Source organism: Aerosakkonema sp. BLCC-F183, assembly GCF_041929145.1.
In the GTDB taxonomy this organism is placed as follows: Bacteria; Cyanobacteriota; Cyanobacteriia; order Cyanobacteriales; family Aerosakkonemataceae; genus Aerosakkonema.
Genome location: NZ_JBHFNU010000084.1, coordinates 1 through 21,720, shown reverse-complemented (window position 1 = coordinate 21,720; position 21,720 = coordinate 1). Strand labels below are relative to the sequence as shown.

11 protein-coding genes are annotated in these 21,720 nt (G+C 42.7%); 2 read left to right on the top strand and 9 right to left on the bottom strand.

The features are described from left to right. Window positions 1-2: 2 nt before the first annotated feature. The 9 genes from ACE1CD_RS24465 to ACE1CD_RS24425 form a co-directional block, all read right to left on the bottom strand. Entirely contained in the window at window positions 3-434 is a 432-nt protein-coding gene (locus ACE1CD_RS24465) for a hypothetical protein (protein WP_374798255.1), read from the bottom strand. Between the two features lie 3 nt (window positions 435-437). After that, window positions 438-812, bottom strand: a complete 375-nt coding sequence (locus ACE1CD_RS24460) for a hypothetical protein (protein ID WP_374798257.1) — start codon at window positions 810-812, stop codon at window positions 438-440. A 66-nt stretch (window positions 813-878) separates the two neighbouring features. Continuing rightward, window positions 879-1,490, bottom strand: coding sequence for a GIY-YIG nuclease family protein (locus tag ACE1CD_RS24455; RefSeq protein WP_374798259.1), 612 nt, complete (start codon window positions 1,488-1,490; stop codon window positions 879-881). Window positions 1,491-1,497: 7 nt separating this feature from the next. After that, window positions 1,498-2,835: a hypothetical protein gene (locus ACE1CD_RS24450; RefSeq protein WP_374798261.1), complete on the bottom strand. Its 1,338-nt coding sequence runs from the start codon at window positions 2,833-2,835 to the stop codon at window positions 1,498-1,500. Window positions 2,836-2,919: 84 nt separating this feature from the next. Then, complete coding sequence (locus ACE1CD_RS24445) at window positions 2,920-3,375, bottom strand: hypothetical protein (RefSeq protein WP_374798263.1); 456 nt, start codon at window positions 3,373-3,375, stop codon at window positions 2,920-2,922. Window positions 3,376-3,378: 3 nt separating this feature from the next. Then, a complete protein-coding gene (locus ACE1CD_RS24440; RefSeq protein ID WP_374798265.1) occupies window positions 3,379-4,311 on the bottom strand; it encodes a bifunctional DNA primase/polymerase in 933 nt (310 codons plus the stop codon). Window positions 4,312-4,749: 438 nt separating this feature from the next. Further along, a complete protein-coding gene (locus tag ACE1CD_RS24435; protein ID WP_374798267.1) occupies window positions 4,750-6,057 on the bottom strand; it encodes an MFS transporter in 1,308 nt (435 codons plus the stop codon). 2 nt (window positions 6,058-6,059) lie between these two features. Next, window positions 6,060-10,985: an amino acid adenylation domain-containing protein gene (locus ACE1CD_RS24430; RefSeq protein WP_374798269.1), complete on the bottom strand. Its 4,926-nt coding sequence runs from the start codon at window positions 10,983-10,985 to the stop codon at window positions 6,060-6,062. After that, on the bottom strand, window positions 10,985-19,318 hold the full coding sequence (locus tag ACE1CD_RS24425) for an amino acid adenylation domain-containing protein (protein ID WP_374826519.1): 8,334 nt from the start codon (window positions 19,316-19,318) through the stop codon (window positions 10,985-10,987). The genes ACE1CD_RS24430 and ACE1CD_RS24425 overlap by 1 nt, the downstream gene beginning before the upstream one ends. Before the next feature lie 1,045 nt (window positions 19,319-20,363). On the opposite strand from ACE1CD_RS24425, the gene ACE1CD_RS24420 reads away from it, so the two are divergent. Together ACE1CD_RS24420 and ACE1CD_RS24415 are read left to right on the top strand one after the other, a co-directional pair. Further along, on the top strand, window positions 20,364-21,419 hold the full coding sequence (locus ACE1CD_RS24420) for a 2-isopropylmalate synthase (protein ID WP_374789683.1): 1,056 nt from the start codon (window positions 20,364-20,366) through the stop codon (window positions 21,417-21,419). Next, window positions 21,412-21,564, top strand: a complete 153-nt coding sequence (locus tag ACE1CD_RS24415; RefSeq protein ID WP_374789681.1) for a hypothetical protein — start codon at window positions 21,412-21,414, stop codon at window positions 21,562-21,564. The genes ACE1CD_RS24420 and ACE1CD_RS24415 overlap by 8 nt, the downstream gene beginning before the upstream one ends. Window positions 21,565-21,720: the final 156 nt, after the last annotated feature.

Below are 21,720 nucleotides of genomic sequence, written 5' to 3'. Positions count from 1 at the left end.
TATTAGAAGTTAGGGATTGGATATTTAGAAGGGATGGGGGAAGAAGTGGTTAAATGTGCTATAGTACTGTTGGTAGCTTTAGTTGCTTGTTCTCCTTGTGCGATAGCTACTTCAATCTCTTCCGAGATACTCACCAGAGTTTCTAATGTTAATTGCTCCTGAATTTCTAGTTGTTTAAGTTTCCAACTAAGGGAAAGTGCAGGATTAATTGACTCTGGTGCAGTTTGGAGGAATTTAATGAGGTTGGAATTACCTTTCGTACCTACCTTTTTGACTATTTCTATATGTTCTTCATCGCCTACAACTTTTCTGGATATAGTTGCATTGGCTACATCTGGATAGAAAGGTAGCAAGGTATTGACGATGCTTTCATCTGTTGCAGATTGTTCGGGAGTCAGGGGGATTTTTTGACCTTCAAGGATGACTATAGCCATAGTTTAGAACAAAGTTAGTTGGTGTTTTTGAGGAGAAGTAGTGGATGTCTGAGTGGATGAAGAAACTGGGGGTGGTGCTTCCACTTTTCGTTGCTTATAATTCGGTGGTATTTCTTCAGTTTGTTGTTTCTCTGCTAACTCCAACGCCGCCGCTTTTCTTTCAGGGAGTTCAGCTTCTAATTGGGATAGCATTGAGTTAACTATAGTGGGTAGTTCTAACTGTTCTACAGTGGTGCTGTTGATGATAGGTGGAGAGTTTTTGATGCCTACAGCTACTACCACATTTCGAGGCCGATCTGAATCAGTTTTGGGTAATAACTGAATGTGAATGACGATGGTGTTCTGGTTAAAATCGTATTGGGTTTCTAAGTTTGACATAATTTGGTTGGAAATGTATTTATATTTTTCTTTCCTATCTTCTGCATAAAAGCATAAAAGCCTCCTTCATTGGCAATGTTCAAACCAGGATAATAGTTGGGTTAGTTGTTCTGAATTTAATTCAAACCATTCTCCTTTTTGTCTGAAATATGCAAATTTGTCATGTGCCGCTTTTTCTAAAGACACTGCATCACGGGAGAAGAAAGTTTTCACAACTGTTAATTCGACAGCACAGGATGTCTGCAATGTCTTCAGGCGTTTTTGGAAGTTGGTGGTGCGACCGATTTTGTAGAGGTTACTTAACCCGGAACGCACTACGTATATGTAGCCATTGCGGTCGTTCATTGCACTCATTTCGGATAGTTTAGAGATTCGACGTTGATTCAGCTTTATGCAAATTCTTCCTGCTAGCAACAATTCTGGTTCACGGGGATAATCAATTTGGATTAAGCCTAATTTCTGCAAAATATCTACGGAATTTTTGACATCATTAATGGGTGCTTTGAGGACATCAGCCAGTGCAGTAGTACTGCTGAATATTGGGTGACAAGAGTCTCTGTTTTGAATCGTAAGTAATTCTAGGAGGAGACATACAGCTAAATGGTTACAGTAGATACCGGATGGACTGGTTGTAACGATACTGGCATACCATGAATTTAGATGCAAATTTACATTCATTTTTTTGCTATCTATGCAAATGTTTGGTTAAGTCCCAGTTCGCTACTGTTTGCAGATGTCGCAGTCGTGCGTTGAGGGTTTTTTGGCGGGGAAATGAAGCCAAATAAAAATACTTGGCTTTCAATTGATTGTTTAGGTATTGGATTTCAGGATGATAGTTTGGTTTTAGGTCACTCAAATGTCCAAGTTCTTTTTTGATTCTTCGCCACCAAGAACGTGCTATGGATTTTGATGCAAAGCCTACGATAGCCTGGTAAAATTTGCGATCGGTACTCAGAACATAGCCTACTTGGTCAGATATTTTTACCAGCACTATGGGGCTGATGAAATTTTCTTGAAGTTCTGGTAGACTATAGTTATCTGTGCTTTCCTCATGTTCCCACTGGATTGATACTGGTTTGTCCGATCGAGGCTCTAGGTCTACTACAGTGCCAAATTGATAATCGTAGGTACTATGACGGTTATTGTGCGATCGGTTAACTGTTTTGGGAATAGATTGGACTGTGCGATCGCCTGTTTTAAAACCAAACATTCCGATTGTAGTTTTCTTTTCCTCTAAGTGGGAGGAAAAGGCAGTTTTCCATGCAGCGTATTTATCTGTTTGGAGATAGTCTTCACCTTGCAAGTATTCACTGCGATCTACCTGATTTCTTAGATGAAATTCAATTTCTGGATTGTTGTAAAGTTGTTCGAGAATATCTGCTGGAGAGTTGAGAGATAACCCTAGAGAAATCAAGATTTTGAGTTGATGGTAATTTAGACGATTAGCTGCTTCTAGAACTGCTCTTGAGGGTAGTTCGTTCACACAGGCGAAAGGGATACCTGGGAAATTTTCGAGGGGGAAAAGCCATTCTTCAGATTGATTGAGCAAGTGATAACCATCTGCATTGATTTCTTTTAGCCAGAATAGTGTTTCTGCCCATTGGAATAGTTCATTGTTTTCTGTAAGTACCAAAGTGCCTGCTGGGATGGAGAGAAAGGTTTTTTGAGGAATAAATAAAGCTAATGGCTCTATTTTTAGCACCCTTAAATTATCTAAAGAATACCAAAATTTTAGCTCAATTTTCTCAGTTTTAGTTGACCACCAATAAATTTGGATAGAAGTTGGCGACTCTGGTATAATTTTGTTAACTATACCAAAGTTATTGCCATTGGTTACTAGGGTTCCCTTATGAAAAGGTGTTGTGGGAGATGTGAGTTTTATGGGAGCTAAAACTTTTATTACTTTATTGGTGACTGCGGTTGTGTTTTGTTGGGAAAGAATGGTGGGAATGGATAAGGAAAAGCTTGACAAATTCGTGTTAATATGAATCGATTGATTCCCGCTTTGGTTGGTAAGAGACATATTGAGAAATTTGGCATCAATGGAGAATGAAAGAAGTTAGGAAACACCATTGATGCCAAGCGCGTCAGCGCTATGTACTCTCGCTTATACTGGAGAAACGATAAATTCTTTTAGACGCGGGAGTAGTTGTTGGTAACAAAGCGGTGGAGGTAGTTGGGGAATTGAAATACCTTGGATTAAAAAGTCTCCGTTGTTTCCTCCAAACCAAACTAAGACTAATACTTTCCAATTAGGATCGTATTCAGCCACCCGGCGTGCTGTTTCTGTGTCTGGCCATTTTCCTCCTAGTAAAGCTTGGAAGTTATTGCTTTTTTCGCCTATGTAAAAGCCCAAAAGAGTATCTAAGTTCCAGCGGGGTTGTTTGTCAAGTTTTCTGGATGATAGTTGGTTGTGGGAACTGTTATCAATTGCTACACATCCTCGACCTTCTTCTAGGTAGCCTTGCCAACCAACGGCAGCGAGTAATTCGTAGTTTAAATTGAGAAAATGCAGGCGATTTTGGTCGTCGTTTAAGGAGTATGGATTGTGATTTGGGGACATGAATTATGAGTGATGAGCGTAGTAATGTAGGGTGCGATCGGTGACTCCAAAGCCTCTAAAACTTGACCACTTGTATTGGCATTCACCTGGTTGGTATTTGCTACTTAGTTGGCTCCATGTATCCCAGTCTGGTAGGAGAGAATTACTGATGTATTTGAGTGCCATACCGATAAAAATCCACGATCGATAGTTGTCTGCATAGTGTGGATGGATTACCTCTAGCAGTAGTCGGGCGAGTGTAATGCTGGTTGTACAGGTATTTCTTGATGGGCCAACTAAGATGGATTTGCGATCGCAAACTGGGGCAATCGTTTTGAATCCTTTTGATTTTTGCAGTTCTGCTTGGGGTGCATTAAGCAGTTCTACGATCCAATCGGGTGCTGGTGCTACCGGGGTGGTATCGGGTCTGTGAATCCAGCGGTAATGACCTGTTAGGGGATGGGGCGATGGGGGGAGAACTGATTGATGTCCCTCGCCACGAAGTTCCAGGGCTTCACCTGGGGCTGTGGTAATTCGGCGTGATTTGAACATCTTTGGAAAAGAAGGAAGTGTGAATAGATACTGTGCTCTCCCCTCTCTTCCAGAAGTGAAGGCGACAGTAGAAGGTAAACCTTGACCGCGAGATAGTTGGTCAACTAAAGCTATTGCACTGTTACCATCAAGATCGAGTGCTAGTAAGAATTCTGTTTCTGTTTGACCGCACAGCAGTCCTATGCCAGGGGGAGTTACGTAGTAAGGCTGGCGAGCTTTTCCTAGTACTGCAATATAGCCTTGATCAGCCAGATCTCTAATCATTTGAAGCGGTGATAAAGGGTATTGTTGCCATGCGTATCCCAGTGGTTGTTTGTTGTGATTAACGGGAACTATGCGCCAATGAGGTGGGAGAATTTTTAGGGTATCGAGTAGTTTTTGAGATATTGATGAGCTAGTGTTCATCTGGAGGATTAAAGCATTGCTGGAATCTGTTTGTATAAAAAGTTTTGTAAATTTTGATTTAACTATTGGAGGGATTTGTATATACAATATTTGATGTTATTAGCTTACTAATAAAGCGCGTCAGCGCTTTGGAAAAAATATTTATCTCAACAATAAAGTTTCCTACCTACCTAGCGTGTAGGGCGATCGCGTAACGAAACAGGACGCACAGCAAACAAATCTGCTAATTTGGGTTAAGTGTTTTTGCTCGTCAAGCGAAAGAGGTCAGCGATCGCATATTATTGGTGACGACTACCTGCACCCAGAGCGATCGCATCTAATAAATTGCTTGACAAATTATACTGAATATGGGTTGACCTAAAATTAAGGTTCTGCAACTAGATGTGGAGATCGATAAGTGTGACCGATCGTTCACTACCTACACTATGAAAGCATTGACTATTCGATCGCATCCGGCAGTTCATCTTCCACAAAGCGCAAGCGAGGATATCGGTAAGCGACAACAGTCACAACGATAACGATAATTTCCATCGTGATAAATAGCAGACCAATACCGCGACCTGGCCCCACACCAATGATTTTTCCCACGCTTCCTGCTAATAAACCATTAGCCGCCATTAAAGGTTCAAAGATGCGCTCGGCTAAGGGGCCAGCTACAACATAAGCGAGGGGAATGCACGAGAAACAAATCATATTAATTGTGGCAAAAACCCGACCTTGAATATTGGGAGCGACTTTTCGGAGCAAAATAGCGTCGCACCAGCCATTGATAAAAGGTAAACTAAAGAAAAACAAGAAGTTAGCCAGGGCGAAAAGTGTAGTAGAAGTGCGTAGCCCAAATGCTAAAACGCATAGTTGAGCGAGAAATACAAAACCAAATACGCCCCGAATCAAAGGTTTCGGACCTCCCCACATACTCATCACCACGCCCCCCAGCAGCATTCCTGCACCCCCAACAGACTGAATGGTTCCGAGAACTATGACAGAAGTAAATGAAAGTACCAGCGGCGTGAATAAAACCTCAATCAGCCCAAAAACAAAATTATTGATCGCGAATATAATTAACAGCGCTAAAAGTCCGGGTCGAACAATAATATAAGTCCAGCCTTCAATGGTTTCGCGCCACAGAGAAATTTTCTCCTCTTTTGCAGGTGCAGCAGTTTTAGCATCAGGAAAGCGAACGAGTAAAAGAGTAATGAGGGCAAACAAGAAGGTGGCAAAGTCAATTAAAATAACACCAGTAAGCTGGACTATTCCTAGCAAAACTCCAGCCAGCAGGGGAGAGATGAGTTGGGCGCACGCTTGTGCTGACTGAACCATACCAGTGGCGCGAGGTAGGTCTTTTTTCGGTACTAATAAAGAGGTGGAAGCTGTGTAAGCGGGCAACTGAAAGGCTTTGCAGACAGAACTAAGGCTGACAGCAAAATATATGTGCCAGATTTCAAGTTTGCCTAGTGCGAGTAAGAGGGCGATCGCCACCGTAGTTATCCCCGCACCGGAGTCAGACAGAATAATACACCAACGTCGATTCCATCGGTCAACTATTGCACCAGCTACTGGAGAAATCAAGATAGTGGGCAGCATAGCAAATAGCAAAATCAGAGAAAATTGGGTGACTGAACCTGTACGCTGATACACCCAAACTCCCAGAGCAAAGCTAGTCAGACCCGACCCAATTAGGGATACCAGTTGCCCGAACCAAACGAGAAGAAAAACGCGCATTTCGCGGAATATATGGAATCGCATAATTATACAGCAGTAGTTGACTCTGGCGCACTCAAAAATCCTATATTTAAAAAATAAGAAAAATAGATATTGAGTAACTCTGCATTGAGGGACGGGCAATAAATTTCAGTTCCAGATAAAGCTTCTAGCGTATTTTGGTTGTCAAATTTAAATTCAATTTTTTGAGAGCTAGATTCTTCAGGAAATAAGGGTAACAGAGAATTAAGAGCATTTTCGGGAAAATCCTTTAGATGATGAATCAGTTCTTTGTGCCACTCTTCAAATGAAATTTGTTTGACAGGATAGCCAAAGCTTTGTATCCAATTTGTTAGAGCTTCCCAAGATATCTGAGAATGATTGGTGATATGAAAAGCTTTTCCCAAGGATGATTTGGCTTGTGATATGCAAACAATAGCTTTGCTTGCATAGTCTACAGGAATCATTTCTACCATCATTTCTAACTCAGGGGAGATACCAAGTTGGATACACCCTTTAATCATTTTAAATAGCCAATCATCTGTAGCTACTGTACCCGTTTGGCTGTTTCCTGAAATACGACCTAGCCTGTATATACACACAGGAAGTCCCCTTTCACGAGCCATCATCATTAATTTTTCTGCTACCCATTTACTTTGACCATAGCCGCTAGTCAATCCTTGGCTACAATCGAGAGGGTCTGATTCAGCAATTAGCTGACGCTGAAAATAGTGAGGTGAATAGAACACGCCAAGAGTAGAAATAAAATGTACGGGCTTGATTTTGATTTGGCTAGCTAACCTGAGAACGTCTTGAGTTGCCGTCACATTAATTGCTTTTAATGCTGAGTATGGATAGATAACATTATTGCATTCCCCAGTGTGATAGATGACATCAATCTGATTAGCTAAACTTTCAAATTCCGTAGTAGTAATGCCTAAAAGGGGTTGAGATAAATTTCCAATTACAGGAATAATTCTCGAACTGAAGCTTGACTGCCAGAGAGAATAAAATTCAAGTTGAGTTGGCAACCTGTTTTTGGCTTCATCCGAATTAGAGGCATTAACCAAACAATATATATCAGCCGTCGTCTGCTGAAGCAATTCATAAAGTAAATAACTGCCGACAAATCCTGTTGCATCTGTTAGGAAAATACATTTGGGTTCGCTAACTTCATTAAAAGTTAGCGATTGGGGTCGAATTTCCTCTTCCAGAACGGCTTCAGCACTTAAATCGAGAATATTTTCTGCCAGATTATCGATTGTTTCTAGCTGACTAATCTTATCAATAAATTGAGCAATACCAGCTACGGTAGGAAATTCAAACAAGCAACGCACAGGTAAATTTATGTCAAAGACTTGACTTAACTGAGACAGCAGCCTAACGACTAATAGAGAATTCCCACCGTGTTCAAAGAAATTATCATCAATTCCTACTTGCTTTAAATTAAGTATTTTTGCCCAAATCTGAGAAACCCTAATTTCTGTAGAGGTACGAGGAGCGCTCTTATGGTTTACCATTTCGCTTGGATTTTCTGTAGGTACTGGTAGCTTGCGACGATCTACTTTGCCGTTTGGTGTTAATGGCATAGCTTCTAATAGCACAAAGCTAGATGGCACCATGTAAGATGGTAGTTTTTGTTTAATAAAATTACGGAGATTGCCCGCGAGTATTCTTTGTAGGCTGGTCACTATAGCGCTACTTTCGAGTAAATATTGGTAAGTTTGATGCCAAAGAGATTGGATTTCGGGCGTTAGTATTAGTTGCACACCTGTTTGTTGTTCTTGATGCCAAGCAATTCTCCCTTTTAAGGGTGAGTCTAACAAATTACTTGGTAGTTGGAGTTGCAAGTGAATCTCTTGTCCTGGTGCGGCATCTAACTTCCCTATCAAACCAACACCAGTAAGAGAAATATCTATAGTTTGCATTAGGAGTTGCGTACTATTACTCAGTTCTACTAAGCACCCAGTTTGATAAGGTAGTCGTTCTGGAAAGAGGTTAGACACTATATAAGCTACTAAACGCTTGTCTCCTAGCACATCTTCTCTGTCGATCGCTACAACTTCTCGCACGTTAAGATGCTGGCTCAGAACTGACTCAATTTCCCCTAGTTCAATGCGAAAACCGCTAATCTTTACCTGATGATCGGTCCGACCAACAAATTCGAGGTTGCTATCTGGCAAGTAGCGAACTAAATCTCCTGTTTTGTAGAGGTAAGAACCGGGTTGATTGCTAAAAGGGTTGGGAATAAACCGCTGTTGAGTTAAATCTGGACGGTTTAAATAGCCTCGTGCTAAGCCATCACCACCAATATAAAGTTCGCCCGGAATGCCAATAGGAACAGGCTGTAGATGAGTGTCTAGCACATATACTTGTGTATTGGCAATAGGACGGCCTATAGGTACAGCTTTAATATCTGCCGAGTTTTTCTCTTGCCAGATATCAGGTTCGTAAATTGTAGATGTAATTGTAGTTTCAGTCAGTCCATAGGCATTGAGCCAACGGATGCGGTTCCCTACTATTTTCTGCCAATTTATCAATTTATCTGGGGAAATTTTTTCATTACCAACTACAACTAATCGTAACGAATAAGGTAATTGAATTTCTGAGCTTTCCAGAACAGATACCCATTCATGCCAGTAAGAGGCAGGTATATTAACAACACTCAACTTTTCCCGGTTTATTAATTCCTGAAACTCTGCAATATTTGGAGGATTTGAACTGGGTCGGAGAACGACAGCACCCCCACCAATCCAAGTTGGGAATAACTCTTCTGCTGCTACATCAAAGCTAATGGAAGTAAACTGTAAAACCCTATCTGTTACTTGCAAATCATAGTGTTTGGCAATGAAGAAACTGTGGTTGACTAATGCCTGATGCGAAACCAGAACTCCTTTTGGCTGCCCTGTAGACCCTGAAGTGTAAATGGCGTAGGCTAGATTATCGGGCATTAGCTTGTGGATAGGGTTTTCCTGGCTGTATCGGGAAATTTCTTCCCAATCACAGTCCAGGCAAACAACTTGTGCCTGATGTTGAGGAAGAGACTCAACAAACCGGAATTGGGTAAGCAGCACTGGCACAGAGGAGTCTTCCAGTATAAAAACCTTTCGCTCAGACGGATACGCAGGGTCTATGGGGACATAAGCAGCGCCCGCTTTGAGAATACCTAATAGTCCTATTATCATCTCAAGAGAACGTTCAACACAGATACCTACCAGTGTTTCTGGTTTTACCCCCAATGCTTGTAAATGGTGTGCTAACTGGTTAGCCTTAGTGTTTAGTTCTCGGTAGGTTAGCTGTTCGTCTTTAAAAATTACTGCTACGGTATCTGGTGTTTGTTCTACTTGTGTTTCAAATAATTGATGAATAGATAGATTCTTTGGATACTCTTGTTGGGTTTGATTCCACTCTCCTAATAATCTGTGTTTTTCAATCGCCGTCAAAATAGGTAAATCTGATAGCTTTTGTTCTGGATTCGCTACAATACCCCCCAACAACGTTTGCCAATGCTCTATCATTCCGGCAATGGTCGCGGCATCAAATAAGTCTGTACTATATTCAAATCCTCCTGTTAAACCCTGCTCTGTTTTCTGCAACGATAAGCTTAAATCAAATTTAGCTGTATAATTTGTTTCAGGATTAGATAGGGTAATTGTTAAATCTTTAAGCTTAATAGCAGCAATAGACTCATATTCTAAAGCAAAATCTATTTGAAATAAAGGTGAATAGCTTAAATTTCGCTCTGGATGTAATGCTTCGACTAACTTATCAAATGGTAATTCTTGATGAGCGTAAGCTTCTAAAACAACTTGTTTTACTTGTTGTAATAACTCCAGAAAGGTAGGATTATTTGATAAATCTGTGCGTAGCACTAAAGTATTCACAAAGAGGCCCAGCATTCCTTGGGTTTGAGGGTGCTGACGATTAGCCACTGGGGAACCAACCACAATATCAGTTTGATTCGTGTAGCGATAGAGTAATACTTTAAATGCTGTGAGGAGCAACATAAAGAGCGTTACTTCCTGCTGCTGACTCAACCGTACAAGTGCTTCACTAATACTTGGCTCAATGGTGAAAACTTGCGTTTTTCCGCGAAATGATTGTACTGCTGGTCGGGGAAGATCTGTTGGTAATTCTAACAATGCTGGCATTAGAGCTAGTTTTTGCTGCCAGTAAGCGAGTAGAGATTCTAAAACTTCTCTCTGTAACCATTGCTGTTGCCACACTGCAAAATCTACATATTGAAGATTTATTTGGGGGAGGCTTGGTTTACCATATTCAACTAAATCCGAGTAAATTTTTGTGATTTCTTGAAGAAGAACATTGACAGACCAACCATCAAAAATAATATGATGAATTGTTAACAATAAAACATTTTTTGTTGGGGTTAGCTGAACTAATTTTGCCCACAGTAAAAGCTCTTCTTCCAGATTAAATATATAGCTGGCTGCAATAGAAACTAATTTTTGATATTCTAAATCTCTTTCACTGGCTGACAAAGAACGCAAATCAACGACTGGTAAAGAAAAATCTCTAGTCGGATTTATGACTTGAGCAGGGTTTCCATGTATGGTAATAAAGTTAGCGCGTAAGATTTCATGGCGAGCGAGCAATAATTGTAAGCTCGATTCCAAGGCAGCAATATTGAGTTGACCGCTAAAATGCAAGTGAAGAGGAATATTATAGAAGGGACTGTTAGGTTGTAGTTGGTAGAGGAACCAAAGTCCCTCTTGAGTAAAGGAAAGAGGAAAGGTGTTGTTTTCTGTTCTGGATATAGGAGCGATCGCAGTAATATTAGTTTGAAGATTGGCTTGTTGCAAGAACGAGATAATCTCAGCTTTGCGATCGCTAATTTCTGACCTTAAAGTGGGAGTAAGAGTTCCTTCAGGAGCGTTACAACGCAGGCGCTCGCCTTCAACAGACAGGTTAATGTCCAACTTGCGGAGATAATTAATAAACTCAATTGTACTCATCAAAATTCCTCTTCTTCTCGTTTAACTGTATTCTTGCTAGTTACCCAACTTTTGGTTGCCCAAGAAATTGCATCAATGTAGCTAGAAAGGCTGGCTACATTAGGAAATTCAAAAAACTTAGATAATGGGACTTCCACCAAAAAAATTTCTTTCACTTGCGCGATTAGTTTAGTGGCTAGTAAAGAATGTCCACCTAATTCAAAGAAGTTATCATTTATTCCCACTTTTTCTACTCGCAAGACCTCAGCCCAAATGGATGCTACCAATTTTTCTGTAGGAGTCCCAGGAGCTACAAAATCTGCTTTTTGAATCAAACTATTGATATCTGGTAGTGGCAATGATTTGCGGTCTACTTTACCATTGGGGGTCAGTGGTAGTGTCTCCAGCACAACAAAAGCATTCGGTATCATGTAATCAGGCAATTGCTGTTTAAGGAAATGGCGCAATTCATTAATGGTGGGTGTTTTTTCTTGATGTGGGACAATATAAGCCACTAATTGCTTGTTGTCTGTAGCGAAATCTCTGGCTATAACTACAGTTTCTTTGATAGCTGGATGTTGTGCGATCGCTGCCTCAATTTCGCCTAATTCGATGCGGAAACCGCGTATTTTTACTTGATTGTCAATCCGTCCCAAGTATTCGATGTTGCCGTCTGGGAGATAACGAGCTAAGTCACCTGTTTTATACAATTTTGAGTTATCAAATGGACTGGCAATGAATTTCTCTTTGGTCAATTCAGGGCGGTTGAGGTAGCCTCTGGCTAACCCATCGCCACCGATGTAGATTTCTCCTGAAACACCCGCTGGTACTGCTTGTAGATGTTTGTCTAAGATATAGATTTGGGTGTTAGCAATAGGACGACCGATAGGAATTGATTCTAAGGTTGTCTCAAGTTGTTTGGGGATAGCGTAACAACAAGTAAAAGTTGTACTTTCTGTTGGACCATATCCATTAATAATTTGTGACAATGGCAGAGTTGAGAGAGCTTTTCTGACGTGAGGAACTGAAAGTGCTTCCCCACCAATTAGTAGCTGTTTAATTGCTGATAAGGTTTGTGGGTCATCATTAACGATTGCGTTAAACAAAGCAGCGGTTAGCCATAGAATAGTAATACCATGTTTATAAAGTTCATGGCTCAGGCTTTTAGCGGTAGGAATATTTCCTGGAAAAAGAACGCATGTAGCACCGTGCAACAAAGCTCCCCAAATCTCAAATGTAGAAGCATCAAAAGAAATAGGAGCTATCTGGAGAAATCTTTGTGTGGCATCAAGATGAACGTAATTTATGCCAAATAAAAGACGATTAACACCACGATGAACAACTTCAACTCCTTTCGGGTGACCTGTTGACCCAGAGGTGTAAATAACGTAAGCCAAGTTTTCTGCTGTTGCTGTGCTAGTTGTAGGAAGTTCACTTTCCTTATAAATTTCTCCCCAATCAGAATCTAAGCAAATTACTTGTGCTTGATGTTTTGGTAAAGAGGCAACCAGTTTTTGTTGAGTTAATAGAACTGCTAGTTGCGAATCATCAAGCATATATGCGATGCGTTTAGATGGATAAGCAGGGTCTATGGGAACATAAGCACCTCCTGCTTTGAGGATGCCTAAGAGTCCTACAATCATCTCAAGGGAACGCTCTATACAAATTCCTACTAAAACTTCGGGTTTTACTCCTAAAGCTTGTAAGTAATGTGCTAACTGATTCGCTCTTGTATTCAATTCTTGATAAGTTAGTTGTTTCCCTTCAAAAACCACGGCCACAGCGTCGGGCGATCGCTCAACTTGTTCTTCAAACAACTGATGGATGCACCTATCCTGGGGATACTCAGCCCCAGTGTTATTCCACTCAACTAATAGTTGGTGGCGCTCAGCTTCTGTCAGCAGGGGCAATTCAGAAATCTTCTGTTGTGGATTGATTGCGATCGCTTCTAGTAAAGTCTGGAAATGACCTGTCATCCGAGCGATAGTGGCCCCATCAAACAGGTCAGTATTGTATTCCCACACTCCCATCAATCCAGAAGCCGTATTCTCCATTGATAGGGTCAGGTCAAACTTAGCTGTGCCAATTTCTACGGGATATGAGCTTACCCTTAACTCAGGCAGTTCAAAAGAAGGAACACTAGCATCATCAAAGGCAAACATCACTTGAAATAGTGGTGTATAGCTTAAATCTCGCGTGGGATGTAATGCCTCTACTAACTGCTCAAAGGGCAGGTTTTGATGGGCATAAGCGCCGAGCGCTACTTCCCGAATTCGATTGAGTAATTGTTCAAAAGTAGGATTGCCCGACAGGTCAGCACGCAACACTAAAGTATTGACAAAAAAGCCAATCAGCCCTTCGATTTCCTGTTGATTGCGACCACCGACTGGCGTACCCACTACAATGTCATCTTGCCCTGTATAACGATAAAGCAAGGTTTGAAATGCTGCCAATAGCAGCATAAATAAAGTGACTCCTGTTCGCTTGCTATAACCAACGAGTGCAAAACTCAAATCTTGGGAAATCGTAAACGATTGATGCGCCCCTCTGAAGGTTTGAATAGATCTTCGCGGTCGGTCTGTCGGTAATTCTAATAAGGCTGGAGCGTCTAATAGTTGTTGCTGCCAGTAATTAAGCTCGATTTCTACTCTTTCTCCAGTTAACCACTGCCGCTGCCAAAGGGCAAAGTCAGCATATTGTATTGGTAACTCTGGTAAACTTGGAGACTTTCCACAGCAGAAGGCTGTGTAAAATTCAGTTAATTCTTTTACGAATACGCCTAGCGACCAACCATCTGAAATAATGTGGTGCATAGTCAGTAGTAAGACGTATTCTGTTTCACCTAACTGTAGCAACGTACCTCTGAGTAAAGGTTCTCGTTCCAAGTTAAAAGGTCGATTCGCTTCAGCTAGAGCCAATTGTTGTGCCTCGATTTCTCGATCGGTTTCAGGCAAATGTAAGAGGTTGACCACTTGTAGCTGACAATTGCGAGTTGAGGCAATAACTTGGACGGGTTGACCTTCTACTGCCGTGAAGTTGGTGCGTAAGGCTTCATGCCGCCTTATAATTTCATTGATGCTGTTTTCTAAAGCCGCTATATTGAGCATTCCGTTTAGGCGCAATGCCAGCGGGATGTTGTAAAACGCACTGTCTGGCTGTAACTGGTCGAGGAACCACAACCTCGCTTGAGCAAAAGATAGCGGAATAGGCTCTGGCCTGGGAATTGGCACAAGAGGCAGAGCTTGTACAGATTGTCCATGCTTGAGCAAATTCTCAACCCGCGCAGCGAATTCGGCAATCGTGGGGGCTTCAAACAAACTCCGCAGTGGTAATTCGATGGCCAAGGTGTCACGCACCCGAGAAATCACTTGAGTGGCTAATAAGGAATGCCCTCCCAGCTCAAAGAAATTGCCGTAAACGCCCACAGAATCAATTGAAAGGATGTTCTCCCAAATATTGGCTAATATTGCTTCAATTGGAGTGCGTGGGGCGACAAAAGACTCTTCCAATTCGCTCCGCTTTTCGGGGGCGGGTAGAGCGCGACGGTCTACTTTACCATTGGGTGTCAGGGGTAGTGCTTCCAGCACAACAAAAGCGCTGGGAACCATATAATCGGGCAGTTGCTGTTTGAGGAAGTGGCGCAAATCAGTAATGGCAGGTTCTGGTTTGTTATGCGGGACAACATAAGCCACTAATTGCTTATTACCTGCAACGTTCTCTGTGGCGATAACCACAGTTTCTCTTACATCGGGATGCTGGCTCAATACCGCTTCAATTTCGCCTAATTCGATACGGAAGCCGCGAATTTCTACTTGGTTGTCGATACGACCGAGGAATTCGATGTTACCGTCTGGTAAATAGCGGGCTAAATCACCTGTTTTGTACAGGCGGTCAGAGGGTTGATTGCTAAAAGGGTTAGGGATGAATTTTTCTTGGGTTAAATCAGGACGGTTTAGGTAGCCTCGCGCTAACCCAAAGCTGGCAATGTGTAGTTCTCCGGGGACGCCGATGGGAACGGGTTGGAGATAGCGATCGAGAATATAAATTTGAGTGTTGTCAATCGGACGACCAATATGAGGCAACGAATTATCTGTGCGATCGCAGACAACCAATCCAGATGTTGTGACCACAGTGTTCTCAGTTGGCCCGTAGTTATTGACTATATTGAAGGGAATTGAAGCTGATGGATACTGATGAAGCTTATCTCCACCTGTCAGCATAATTCGTAAAGCTCCGTCACAGGGCCATTGCAGAGACAACAGCTTTTCTGCGATTGGGGTAGGGACAAAAGTAATGGTTATTTTTCTCTCAACTACCCAGTCGCGGAGTTTTTCTGGAGAGAGGAGAATGTCTGGCTTAACTAAATAAATACTTGCTCCCGATGCTAAGTAAGGCCACATTTCCCACACAGAAGCATCGAATGCGGTTCCAGCTAGTTGAGTAGTCCGGTCTGATGATGTTATTTCCAAGATGCGTTGATGCCAGAAAACTAGATTTAACAGCCCTGAATGGGGAATCAAAACTCCTTTGGGTTTTCCAGTTGAGCCGGAAGTGTAAATGGCATAAGCCAAGTTCTCCGGTGTCACGGTAGTGATAGGAGGAAGGTCACTTTCAGTAGAGATTTCTTCCCAATCGGAATCTAAGCAAATTACTTGTGTTTGATGCTTTGGTAACGAGGTAATCAGTTGTTTTTGAGTTAATAAAACTGATAGTTGCGAATCATCAAGGATATAGGCGATGCGCTCAGATGGATAAGCAGGGTCTATGGGTACATAAGCACCACCTGCTTTGAGGATACCCAATAAACCAACTAGCATTTCCAAGGAACGTTCGACGCAAATGCCAACTAAAACTTCTGGTTTAACTCCTAAAGTTTGCAAGTAATGTGCCAACTGATTCGCTTTTGCATTCAATTCTCGATAAGTTAGTTGCTTGCCTTCAAAAACCACTGCTACCGCATCCGGTGTATGCTCTACCTGTTCTTCAAACAACTGATGGATACATTTATCAAAAGGATATTCTGTTGTAGTATTGTTCCACTCGACTAATAGCTGGTGACGTTCTGCTTCTGTGAGTACAGGCAACTCAGAAATTCGCGCATTAGGATTAGCAACAACTCCTTCTAATAGAGCCTGGAAATGCCCGATCAGGCGAGAAATTGTGCTGGCATCAAATAAATCCGTACTGTACTCAATCCGCCCAATAATACCTTCTGGTCTTTCATCTAATTCCAGGGTTAGATCGAACTTAGCCGTACCAGTATCCACATCCAACTGACTGATGTTCCAACCTGAATCAAGGGCTGGCATCGGAGGTTGGAGGACTAAAGAGACCTGGAATAGGGGGTTCTGGTTGGAAGAACGTTCTGGTTGCAGTATTTGCACCAGATGTTCAAATGGCAAGTCGCGGTGAGCGTCTGCCTCTAAAGTAACTTCCCGCACCCGCTTTAATAGCTCAAGGAAACTAGGATTCCCCGATAAATCTGTCCGCAGCACGAGAGTGTTGACAAAAAAACCGATCAACCCATCAATCTCGGGTCGGTTGCGGCTTCCGGTAGCAGTACCTACAGGAATGTCATCCGCTCCCGTATAGCGGTATAGCAATGTTTTGAACGCTGCCAATAGCGTCATAAACAGTGTTACCCCTTCACGCCGCGAGAGCGCCAATAGTTCGTCCGTCAAGTTCTTAGATAGCGCCAGACATTGCCGAGACCCTCTAAACGATCGACTTGCTGCTCGCGGACGAGCTGTGGGCAACTGTAGCACGGGCAGGTCGGCTAGCTGCTGCTTCCAGTAAACAATCTGAGGTTCCAGCACTTCTGAGCGGAGCCATTGGCGCTGCCACACAGCAAAGTCTGCATACTGGATAGGGAGTTCTTTTAGCGGTGAGGGGAGACCAGCACAAAAGGCTTCATAAAGAATTTGCAGTTCGGGAAGGAAAATACTAAAAGAGGAAATGCCATCGTCTATAATGTGGTGCGCGACCAAGAATAACCTGTAATCTGTTTCATCAAGCTGCATTAAAGTAGCACGCAGCAGCGGTTCAGAAGTGAGGTCGAAGGGTAGCCGTGCTTCTTGTGTCGCCAGCCGCAAAGCTTCTGGCTCTCGCAATGATGCCGGAAGAGAGCGCAAGTCAACTACTGGAAGGGGTAGGGTTAAGGATGGGGCGATCGCTTGTATGGGTTGCCCATCAACCACCTTATAAGTTGTCCGCAGTATTTCGTGACGTTTGACAATCTCATTGAGGGCTTTTTCCAGGGCTGCTACGTTGACATTCCCCGGCAGGCGAATGGTTGAAGGTTCGTTATAAACGGGAGTATCTGGTGCGAGTTGATGAAGTATCCACAGTTGCTCTTGACCAAAAGACAGAGGCAGGTTCTCGGTTCGCTCGACGGGTTGGATAGGCGGAATTAGGAATTGGGAGCCATGCTTTTGAAGTGTCCCCACATACTGTGCCAATTGAGCTACGGTAGGCGTTTCAAACAGACAGCGCAGTGGCAACTCTACCCCCAATGCGTCGCGCACTCGCGAAATCACCTGGATAGCTAGCAAAGAATGTCCGCCCAATTCTAAGAAGTTATCGTCAATGCCAACCCGTTCCACCCTCAGCACTTCGGCCCAAATTCCAGCCAGTACCTCCTCAATTGGAGTGCGAGGTGCGACAAAATTTTCTTCCAGTTCGCTTCCTCTGCCAGAGGGGGCGGGTAAAGCACGGCGATCGATTTTCCCGTTAGGTGTTATTGGCAATGCTGGCAAAGTGACGAAGGCACTGGGAATCATGTAATCTGGCAAATGGTCAGCCAAGTAGTTCCGCATAGTTTTGGCAGACACTTGGTTAATTTCGTCTTTTTTGGGAACTATATAAGCAACCAAACGTTTTTCGCCTAGTATGTCTTCCCGATCTATTACCACTACCGTCTCTACTGTTGGATGAGCGCTTAGCACTGTCTCAATCTCTCCAAGTTCAACGCGAAAACCACGTAGTTTCACCTGATTGTCAAGGCGACCGAGGTATTCGATATTGCCGTCTGGTAGATAGCGGGCTAAGTCACCTGTTTTGTAGAGGCGAGAAGAGGGTTCGTTACTAAAGGGATTGCGAATAAACCGTTCTTGAGTTAGAGCAGGACGGTTTAAATAGCTTCGTGCTAAACCATCACCGCCAATGTGCAATTCTCCTGGAACGCCAATTGGTACGGGTTGTTGATACTGATCTAGAATATAAATCTGCACATTAGAAATTGGACGACCGATCGGCACTTCTGTTGATGCTGGATTGGCTGCTGATAAATCGTATACTGTTGCCACTACAGTGGCTTCTGTTGGGCCGTAAGTATTTACCAAACGCGCTTGTTGCCCCACAGACTGCTGCCAAATTTTCCATCGTTCGGGAAGTGCTTTTTCTCCGCCAATGATTATCAAGCGTAATGATGGCGGGAGTACTAAGGTTTCTTGGCTCAATCTTGCTGTCAGTTCGTGCCAGTAGGCTGTCGGTAAACTTATGACGCTTAAGTTCCAACTCCTGCACTTTTCCAAAAATCCACCAACTGAGTCCAGCATGGAATCAGTACGCAACACCAGTGTTGCACCTGATGTCAAGCTGGTGTAGATTTCTTCGACACTAGCATCAAAACTAATCGAGGAGAACTGGAGAATGCGATCGCGCTTCTCTATTTCATATTCAGCACTCGCCGCGATTGTGTAATTGACTAGCGACCTGTGTTCGATTAAAACGCCTTTGGGTTTTCCTGTAGACCCAGATGTGTAAATAACGTAGGCTAGGTTGTCAGGTGTAACGCTACTGCTAGGGTTATCCTTGCTTTGTTGGAGAATTTCTTCCCAGTCAAAGTCGAAGTAGACGATACGCTCTGAGTGTGAGGGAAGCTTTCCAGCCAGATGCGCTTTAGTTAGCAGCACCGGTACAGAGGAGTCTTCTAGCATAAAAGCCAATCGAGAGGAGGGATAGTTTGGGTCAAGCGGGACATAAGCACCACCAGCTTTGAGGACACCCAACAGTCCCACTATCATCTCAAACGATCGTTCTACACAAATTCCCACCAAAACTTCTGGCCCAACGCCCAACGTTTGCAGATAATGCGCCAACTGGTTGGCCCTAGCGTTCAATTCTCGATACGTCAGTTGCTCGCCTTCAAAAACCACAGCCACAGCGTCTGGCGTCTGTTCTACCTGTTCCTCGAATAGCTGGTGGATACATTTATCGCGAGGATACTCTGTTGTGGTGTTATTGCACTCGTTTAATATTTGATTTCGTTGTGCCTCTGTTAAAATCTCTTCGCTTATAAGTTGCTGTTCTGGATTGGATACGGGAATTTCTGCTTTATTGATAGGAGTCATCATTAATTAAAGTTGAATTTTACAGAATATCTATGAGGCGAAAGTCGTCAATGCAGAGGGGCTAGGTGCGATCGCACAGCCTAGCAATTGCTTTTATGGAATAGAATTGCTTTTACTTCCCGTCCGCTTCTGACTACTGGATAGACCTCTGCCAAGGTGATGGATGCAGACCAATCTCGATTGAGCGGCATCTGGCCTCTATCAAAAGACTTATTTACATAGGCTTAAACAACACCCATATATCTCTCCAAATAAGTGTTTACATTTCCAGCTTGTTATCCTTTTCTAACTCATTATTGTTGTGGTTGTCACTATTGTTTTGTAAAGATTGTGAAAAGTATAAACTTATACTTCAATACATAACCTGACTCTCTAGCCTTCAAGCGGATACATACTTGTTGTGGTATGGTGATCGCTCTTACGTTTCCAGGTCTACGGTTGAACTGTCCGAGAGTATATTTCCTCATTGACATTCGTTCCACTTTTTTTACCTGTCACGAATGTGTACTTGGGCTGAATCTCCTTCATGTTTGCTCGGCCAAGCTATACCAAATCTTTACAAAAAGATAGAGACAGTCACAAAAGAAAAAGAGTAACCTTGAATAAAAATATAAAAAATACACCCCTCTTTAGATAGGTATATAGGCGCGGCTAAATTTAGTGTAAATACTTACTTAGATAGATGTCTGGATACTTATCTTGAAAAACTACTGCCAGCATTGCTCTATAACTTGCCATCAGTGGGCTGGAAATCTGGCACTTGCTACCCATACAGTTGACTTCACTTCTAAGCTTCTGTGTTGTCCACTTATACTACGTCCGTAAAAAAGCTTGTGATTAGTTACCTGATGCTATGCAAGCGTTTCTTGAAACATTTAATCGCTAGTCGTAAAAATTACTAATTTGGTGGATAAACAAGATGCCAACACTTCCCTTAATCATTTCTGACGAAACTCTCCGAGATGGCGAACAGCAAGCAGGGCTTTTCTTCCCTTACGAAACTAAAAAAACTTTAGCTAAACTCATCAGCTAAACCGGAGTCCACCAAATAGCCTTAATGCCAGCAATTCACGAAACGGAAGAACATTTAATAAAAACATTGGTAGCAGAAGGTCATAGGAGCATTATGACAGCTTCCACAATGGTTGGTAAACAATTTATCGACCTGGCTATTGCTTGTGGAGTGCAAAAAGTAATCCTTTTTTATGCTGTTTCAGACCGTCTTTTACTTTTAAGAGATGCAGAAGTCCGCAATTTAATAGCACCCTCAGAAATAATAGAAAATAACAATCTCCCTAATGAACTCGTCCGCCGCGTCCGCGAGAATATGATTAACAAAGTTTTGGAAAATCTACGCTACGCGACAAGTCCAGAAATTGGTTTAAAAGTAGAGTTTGCCGCCGAAGATGCCAGCCGCGCCGATTTTAACTTTTTAGTAGAGTGCATTCGCTCATTCCAACCCTACATCGAACACTTCGTCCTCTGCGATACAATGGGCATCCTTACTCCAGAAAAGACTTATATATGGGTGCGCGACCTCCTAGAATTGACCGATAATGCAGCTTTAGGAGTGCATTTCCATAATGATTTAGGTATGGCTCTCGAAAATACCCTGCAAGCTGTCATCTCAGGAGCTACAATGATTTCCGGCACATTTCTAGGCATCGGCGAACGCGCCGGAAATATTCCACTAGAGCAAGTTTTAAATGGACTCAAATGGCGCTTCGGAATAGAAGTAGAAGGTATTAATTATCAAGCGCTTTCCCAAGTAACAAACTATCTCGATTCTCTAGGAGTTTGTCCCGCTCCCCCTTACTCTCAAGCAGCCCTTCGTCACGAAAGTGGCATTCATGTCAATGGCTTTTTACGCGACCCCGATAGCTACCACATTTTTCCTCACGTCGAACCTGAAATTTGGTTTGGGAAATGCAGTGGAGCCAGCAATTTTCAGTACCTTTTCGAGAAACAATTAAACCAACCTCTCTCGCCTCAAGAATATAACCGAATGCGCGATAAAATTAAATCTCTTTCTATTCAAGAGCAACGGTGTTTCTCGCCAGAAGAAATAGTCTCGCTATTCAAACAAGGATTTTTCAATGATTAAGTCATATCGCGTGGTAGCACTGCGGGGGGAAGGCATCGGGCCAGAAGTAGTAGACGCTTCCTTAAAAGTTCTCCAACATTTAGCTCAATTAGAAGGCTTTTCTTTAGGCCCAGAAATAGCGAAGCTGACACCAGCCGCAAAGTAACAGATGAAACCCTTGTGTCATTGGAAGCATAAGATTGCCGCAACGGCAACCTTATGCTTCTAACTGAGTGCGGCAGATATATGCTTCCAATTGGACAAGGAATGCCAAAACATATCTCACCAATAAGAACTCACTCATAACCAAGAGAGCGTTGTA

Excerpts from the sequence above, each read along its gene's own strand:
- ACE1CD_RS24465 (WP_374798255.1), bottom strand. The coding sequence starts at position 434 with ATGGCTATAGTCATCCTTGAAGGTCAAAAAATCCCCCTGACTCCCGAA.
- ACE1CD_RS24425 (WP_374826519.1), bottom strand. The coding sequence starts at position 19,318 with ATGATGACTCCTATCAATAAAGCAGAAATTCCCGTATCCAATCCAGAA.
- ACE1CD_RS24455 (WP_374798259.1), bottom strand. The coding sequence starts at position 1,490 with ATGAATGTAAATTTGCATCTAAATTCATGGTATGCCAGTATCGTTACA.
- ACE1CD_RS24430 (WP_374798269.1), bottom strand. The coding sequence starts at position 10,985 with ATGAGTACAATTGAGTTTATTAATTATCTCCGCAAGTTGGACATTAAC.
- ACE1CD_RS24445 (WP_374798263.1), bottom strand. The coding sequence starts at position 3,375 with ATGTCCCCAAATCACAATCCATACTCCTTAAACGACGACCAAAATCGC.
- ACE1CD_RS24460 (WP_374798257.1), bottom strand. The coding sequence starts at position 812 with ATGTCAAACTTAGAAACCCAATACGATTTTAACCAGAACACCATCGTC.
- ACE1CD_RS24415 (WP_374789681.1), top strand. The coding sequence starts at position 21,412 with ATGATTAAGTCATATCGCGTGGTAGCACTGCGGGGGGAAGGCATCGGG.
- ACE1CD_RS24440 (WP_374798265.1), bottom strand. The coding sequence starts at position 4,311 with ATGAACACTAGCTCATCAATATCTCAAAAACTACTCGATACCCTAAAA.
- ACE1CD_RS24435 (WP_374798267.1), bottom strand. The coding sequence starts at position 6,057 with ATGCGATTCCATATATTCCGCGAAATGCGCGTTTTTCTTCTCGTTTGG.
- ACE1CD_RS24450 (WP_374798261.1), bottom strand. The coding sequence starts at position 2,835 with ATGTCTCTTACCAACCAAAGCGGGAATCAATCGATTCATATTAACACG.